This window comes from Nocardia sp. NPDC059764 (assembly GCF_042732555.1).
Taxonomy (GTDB): domain Bacteria; phylum Actinomycetota; class Actinomycetes; order Mycobacteriales; family Mycobacteriaceae; genus Nocardia.
The window spans coordinates 1-5,824 of sequence record NZ_JBHWHH010000285.1; the positions used below are offsets into that span (position 1 = coordinate 1).

Here is a 5,824-nt window from a genome sequence, read left to right on the forward strand (position 1 = left end):
GCAATCAGTTTGGCGATGCCGATCAGGGCAGCGGCGGGGTGGCGTGCTCGTCGCCCACGAAGTCCACCGACGCGTACTCGCGCAGCTTGGTCAGACGGTGGAAGCCGTCGATCATGCGGATGGTGCCGGACTTGGCGCGCATCACGATGGACTGGGTGTAGGCGCCGCCACCGTAGTAGCGCACGCCCTTGAGCAGGTCACCGTCGGTGACGCCGGTGGCGCTGAAGAACACGTCGTCGCCGGAGACCAGGTCGGTGGTCGACAGGATCCGGTCCAGGTCGTGGCCGGCGTCGATGGCCTTCTGCTTCTCGGCGTCGTCCTTCGGGGCCAGCTTGGCCTGCAGCGCGCCGCCCATGCAGCGCATGGCGGCCGCGGCGATGATGCCCTCCGGGGTGCCGCCGATGCCGATCAGCATGTCGACGCCGGACTCCGGGCGAGCGGTGGCGATCGCACCGGCCACGTCACCGTCGGAGATGAGGCGGATGCGGGCGCCCGCCTCGCGCACGGCCTTCATGTGCTCGGCGTGGCGGGGACGGTCCAGGATGCAGACGGTGAGGTCCGAGATCGCGGAGTTCTTGGCCTTGGCGACGCGGCGCAGGTTCTCCGAGATCGGGGCGCTCAGGTCGATGACATCGGCGGCGTCGGGGCCGACGGCGATCTTCTCCATGTAGAACACGGCCGACGGGTCGAACATGGCGCCGCGCTCGGCGACCGCCAGCACGGAGATGGCGCCGGGGGAGCCCTTCGACATCAGGGTGGTGCCGTCGATCGGGTCGACCGCGAAGTCCAGCTCGGCGCCGGTGCCGTCGCCGACCAGCTCGCCGTTGTACAGCATGGGCGCTTCGTCCTTCTCGCCCTCACCGATCACCACGATGCCGCGCATGGAGACGGTCGCGACCAGCTGACGCATGGCGTCCACGGCAGCGCCGTCGCCGCCTTCCTTGTCACCCCGGCCTACCCAGCGGCCCGCGGCCATGGCGCCGGCCTCGGTGACCCGGACCAACTCGAGTGCGAGGTTGCGGTCCGGTGCCTCGCGGCGGCTGGATGCGGTCATGAGAGGAGCCTCCTTGTTGTCAACTGCTGCGTAAATTGTCGCATTGCGGTTTTGGGCTCCACGCAAGTACTGACGTTTCACTTTCGCGCTGGTCGTGGACGTTTACGGGAAACGCCGCACACGAACGGGTTCGTAGATGGCACTGTGAGCCGGGTCGCATCCGGGGCCCGTGGATACTGTGTGCGTGTCGTACCAAAAGCCGCGCAGCCAGAACGACTACAAGGATCTCATCTGGTCCTTGCTCCCGCTGGTGCTGATCTGCCTGGTCATCGCGGGCATCGCGAGCCAGTGCTCCTTCACCACGAAGGGTCCGACACAGGGCCAGATTCCGAACTTCGACGTGAAGACCGCCCTCACCGACGACGCGCGGCACCTGTCGTTCCCGATCCGGCTGCCCGCGCTCCCCGACAGCGGGCCGGACAAGTGGACCCCCAACTCCGGCAGCCACGACACCATCACCGGCACCGGCGGCGGCGAACTCAGCACGGTCGGGTTCATCAGCCCCGAGGGCACCTACATGCAGCTGACGCAGTCCAACGCCACGGTGGACGCGCTCGCCAAGAAATACGCGCCCGTGAAGGTCCCCACCGGCAGCGAGCAGCGCGGTGACCACAAGTGGAGCGTGTTCGCCGAACCCGGCTCCGAGCCCGCCTGGATCTCCGACTTCGGCGACGTCCGGATCCTGATCAAGGGCGCGGGCAACGGGGCGGCCTTCAACACGCTGTCGACCGCCATGGGCCAGGCCCAGCCGCTGCCGCGCGGCTGACCCCGGCGACGCCGGGCCCGCTGTCCGGGCCGGGCGTCCCGCGTAGGTGCGTCTACTCCGCCGAAGAACGGTGCGCGAGGGCGTCTTCCACGCGCTTGCGCGCACCCGCGAGATGCTGTTCGCAGCGGGTGGCCAGCGCCTCGCCGCGCTCCCACAGCGCCAGCGACTCGTCCAGGTCCATGCCGCCCTGCTCCAGCATCTTGACCACGTTCACCAGTTCGTCGCGAGCGCGCTCGTAGCCGAACCCGGCGATCTCGGTGCGTTCGTCGTCGGTCATCAGAAGTCCTTCCGGGTCGGGCGGGGAGCCAGGGATTGGGAGCCGAGGGCCGCGGCGGAGATCGCGCCGTCGGCCACCCGGATCCGGAGCTGGGTGCCGGGCGGCGAGTCCTCGATGGCCCGGACCACCTCGCGGTCCTTGCCGTTCACCCGCTGCACCACGGCGTAACCGCGGGCCAGCGTGGCGGCCGGGCCGACCGCCGCGAGTTTCTCGCGCAGGTGCCGGGTGGTGGTGGACTCGCCCGAGAGCCGATGATCCACCGCGCGCTGGGCGGCGGCGCGCAGGCGCTCCACCTCGTCGTGACGCTGGTCGAGCAGGCGCAGCGGATCGGCCAGCACCGGGCGCGAACGCAATTGGGTCAGGGCGCGGGCCTCCCGGTCCACCCAGCCGCGCAGGGCCGCGTTGGCGCGCGACCGAAGCTCCTGCAGCAGCGCGGTTTCCGCGGCCGCGTCGGGGACGATCCGCTTGGCGGCGTCGGTGGGGGTGGCGGCGCGCAGGTCAGCCACGTAATCCGAGATCGGATTGTCCGGCTCGTGGCCGATGGCGCTGACGATCGGGGTCTTCGCGGAAACGATGGCGCGGCACAGGGTCTCGTCGGAGAACGGCAGCAGATCCTCCGTGCTGCCACCGCCGCGCGCCAGCACGATCACATCCACCTCGGGATTCGCGTCCAGCGCCGTGATGGCCTCCAGGATCTGCGGCACCGCGGTCGGGCCCTGCACGGCGATATTGCGGATCTCGAATCGCACCGCGGGCCAGCGCTGCGTCGCCACCGTCACCACATCGTGCTCGGCGGCGCTGGCGCGGCCGGTGATCAGGCCGATCCGATTGGGCAGGAACGGGATCGGACGCTTGAGCCGCGGATCGAACAGGCCCTCCGCCGCCAGCAGCGCCTTCAACCGCTCGATGCGGGCCAGCAGCTCGCCGATCCCCACCGGGCGAATCTCGGTGACCCGCAACGACACCGTGCCGCGGCCGGTGAAGAACGACAGCTTGCCGTACACGACGACCCGGCTGCCCTCCTGCAACGGCACCGCGGAACCGCGCAGCAGCTCCGGATCGCAGGTCACCGACAGCGACATGTCCGCTGCCGTGTCCCGCAGCACCAGAAACGCGGTGCGGGTGCCCGGGCGCAGATTCATCTGGGTGATCTGGCCCTCCACCCACACCGCGCCCAGCCGGTCGATCCACTGCGCCACCTTGACGGCGATGGTCCGCACCGGCATCGGGTTCTCGGCGGACGAGCTCGGCGGCTTCGCGGCGCCCGGCGTCGTTTCGGTGCTCACACAATTCCGCCTCTCCGAGTATTTAGCGGGCGGCATAGAGCCGTATCCGGTTTCGCACCCGTGCCGGCGGTCAGGTGCCGGACCGATTTCGGGCGCACCCGGGAAGTTACCCCGGTCGGCGCGAGATCAGTGGTCGCGTCCACATACGTCTCGAAACGCCGGTCGTGGCCTGAGCCTCGACCGGCGTTTCGACGAACGTGTGAACTCTACTGGGCGGTCACCGTGGCGATGCGGTTGGTCAACATGGTGACGAACGGTGCGCGGGCGCGGGTCTCCTGCTCGTAGGCGAGGAGCGCGGCCAGATCGTCCACCGACAGCTGACGCAGTCGCGCGCGCAGCTGGGCGATGGTCATGTCCGAGTAGGCGAAGCGGGTCGCCACCTCGGGCTCGGTGACGGAGGTCTCGGGCTCGGCGGCGACGTCGGGCTCGGCCGGGGCGGGCTCGGCCGGGGCGGGGTCGGCGTCAGCCACGAGTTCCAGCTTGGCCGGGGCGCCGCCGTTGTGGCCGTTGGTGGCGGCCTTGGAAGCCGTTGCGGGCGCGGCGGTCTCGGTGGCCTCCGATTCGGCAGCCTCCTGCGCGGCCGATTCGGCGGGCACCGGAGCGAATTCGGGCTCGGTGAAGAGGTCGAAACGGCTCCGGTACGCCGATTCGGCGCCGAAGCTGGAAGTTTGCTCGTCGTCATCGTCCTCATCGAAGGTGGCCCAGGCGGGCTGCTCCTCGGACTGGGTGAGCAAACGGTCGAAGACGGCGTCGCCCTTGAGGGCGAGGCTGGTCACGAACTGCTGGAGGTGCATGGTGGTCTGCAGCATCTGGCTGATCGCGGTGATCGGGAAGTTGATCGCGGTCGCCGGTAGCCGACGAGTTTCCTCGAGGGCGTAGACGGCGGCCCCGGCGGCGACCCGGGCCAGGAACGGAGGTCGGAACATGCCCCTAGCCTGCCCGAAACGCCGTGTGATGCAAAGGTGAGCGCGCACGAAAAGTGATTGTGATGCCAACCTCCGCGCGAATGCGCGCCGGGCCGCACACGTATTCTGTGGGGCATGTCCTCGGGTATCCCTTTGAACGTCGGAATCGTCCGGTCCGCGGCGGGTGATGCCGGCGCGCCGCTGAGTTCTTCGCACAAGCGCGTACTGCTCGCCGAACCGCGCGGTTATTGCGCCGGTGTGGACCGGGCGGTCGAAACTGTGGAGAAGGCGCTCGAAAAGCACGGCGCCCCCCTCTATGTCCGCAAAGAAATCGTGCACAACCGGCATGTGGTGGAAACACTGCGGGACCGCGGTGTGATCTTCGTGGACGACACCGAGGAGGTGCCGGAGGGCGCGCTCGTGGTGTTCTCCGCGCACGGCGTCTCCCCGGCCGTGCACGAATCCGCCGCCGCCCGCAAGCTGCACACCATCGACGCCACCTGCCCGCTGGTCACCAAGGTGCACCAGGAGGCCAAGCGCTTCGCCCGCGACGACTTCGACATCCTGCTGATCGGCCATGAGGGCCACGAGGAGGTCGAGGGCACCGCCGGTGAGGCGCCCGAGCACGTGCAGCTGGTGGACGGCCCGGACGCCGTCGACGCCGTCACCGTGCGCGACGAGAACAAGGTGATCTGGCTCTCCCAGACCACGCTGTCGGTCGACGAGACCATGGAGACCGTCAACCGGCTGCGGCAGAAGTTCCCCAAGCTGCAGGATCCGCCCAGCGACGACATCTGCTACGCCACCTCCAACCGCCAGACCGCGGTGAAGGCGATGGCCCCCGAATGCGATCTGGTGATCGTGGTCGGCTCGCGCAACTCGTCCAACTCGGTGCGGCTGGTGGAGGTCGCGCTCAGCGCCGGCGCCCGCGCCGCGTACCTGGTGGACTACGCCCGCGAGGTGGATACCGCATGGCTGGAGGGCATCGGCACGGTCGGCGTCACCTCGGGCGCCTCGGTTCCGGAGATCCTCGTGGAGGGCGTGCTGGAACTGCTGGCCGAGCACGGTTTCGGCGAGGTGGTGCCGGTCACCACCGCCAACGAGACGCTGGTCTTCTCGCTGCCGCGCGAACTGCGCGCCGCGCGCGGGTAATCCCGCGGCCGGGTTATCCGGCTCCGAAAACGCATTCGCGCCTGCCACATTCGTTGTGGCGGGCGCGAATTGTTATCCGGATGATCTTATTTCGTCCCGAATTTCGTGATTGCCGGAAATCTACGGCGATCGTCGCTCGGGTGTCGCGGTCAGCGTTCGATGCGGCCGGAATCGCGTTCGCGATAGCGCACATTCGGACGCGGATGCGGGGGCACTTCGCCCGGTTGCGGGCGACGACGGCGGCCACCTTCGGCCGCGGGGGCCGGATTGGCGGCGGGAGCCGCGCCGCGTCCCGCGGCCTGCTCGGGACTCTGGGCGCGTCGGCGGCGGCCGTCGCCCGCGGCGGGATCCGGCGCGGGCTGCGCGGCCCGGCGTTCCCCGGTG

The 5,824-nt window shown here is 69.6% G+C and carries 6 protein-coding genes and 1 pseudogene; 2 read left to right on the top strand and 5 right to left on the bottom strand.

The features are described 5' to 3' along the window. Nucleotides 1–22 precede the first annotated feature (22 nt). Complete coding sequence (glpX, locus tag ACFV4K_RS34415; RefSeq protein WP_379280490.1) at nt 23–1,054, bottom strand: class II fructose-bisphosphatase; 1,032 nt, start codon at nt 1,052–1,054, stop codon at nt 23–25. A 184-nt stretch (nt 1,055–1,238) separates the two neighbouring features. On the opposite strand from glpX, the gene ACFV4K_RS34420 reads away from it, so the two are divergent. Continuing rightward, nucleotides 1,239–1,820: a DUF4245 domain-containing protein gene (locus ACFV4K_RS34420; protein ID WP_379280492.1), complete on the top strand. Its 582-nt coding sequence runs from the start codon at nt 1,239–1,241 to the stop codon at nt 1,818–1,820. Nucleotides 1,821–1,872: 52 nt separating this feature from the next. Here ACFV4K_RS34420 and ACFV4K_RS34425 read toward each other — a convergent pair whose 3' ends face one another. The 3 genes from ACFV4K_RS34425 to ACFV4K_RS34435 all read right to left on the bottom strand — a co-directional run bounded on the left by ACFV4K_RS34425 (nt 1,873) and on the right by ACFV4K_RS34435 (nt 4,309). Further along, nucleotides 1,873–2,097, bottom strand: a complete 225-nt coding sequence (locus ACFV4K_RS34425) for an exodeoxyribonuclease VII small subunit (protein WP_379280493.1) — start codon at nt 2,095–2,097, stop codon at nt 1,873–1,875. Beyond that, nucleotides 2,097–3,323, bottom strand: a complete 1,227-nt coding sequence (xseA, locus tag ACFV4K_RS34430) for an exodeoxyribonuclease VII large subunit (RefSeq protein ID WP_379280498.1) — start codon at nt 3,321–3,323, stop codon at nt 2,097–2,099. Before xseA ends, ACFV4K_RS34425 begins: the two co-directional genes overlap by 1 nt. 266 nt (nt 3,324–3,589) lie before the next feature. Next, nucleotides 3,590–4,309, bottom strand: coding sequence for a lipid droplet-associated protein (locus tag ACFV4K_RS34435; protein WP_379280495.1), 720 nt, complete (start codon nt 4,307–4,309; stop codon nt 3,590–3,592). Between the two features lie 114 nt (nt 4,310–4,423). On the opposite strand from ACFV4K_RS34435, the gene ACFV4K_RS34440 reads away from it, so the two are divergent. After that, the gene (locus ACFV4K_RS34440) at nt 4,424–5,440 is read left to right on the top strand and encodes a 4-hydroxy-3-methylbut-2-enyl diphosphate reductase (RefSeq protein ID WP_379280496.1); all 1,017 of its coding nucleotides are present in this window, start codon (nt 4,424–4,426) and stop codon (nt 5,438–5,440) included. 149 nt (nt 5,441–5,589) lie between these two features. On the opposite strand, the pseudogene ACFV4K_RS34445 reads toward ACFV4K_RS34440, so the two are convergent. Beyond that, nucleotides 5,590–5,824 (bottom strand): annotated as a pseudogene (locus tag ACFV4K_RS34445) (hypothetical protein); the annotation flags it as partial.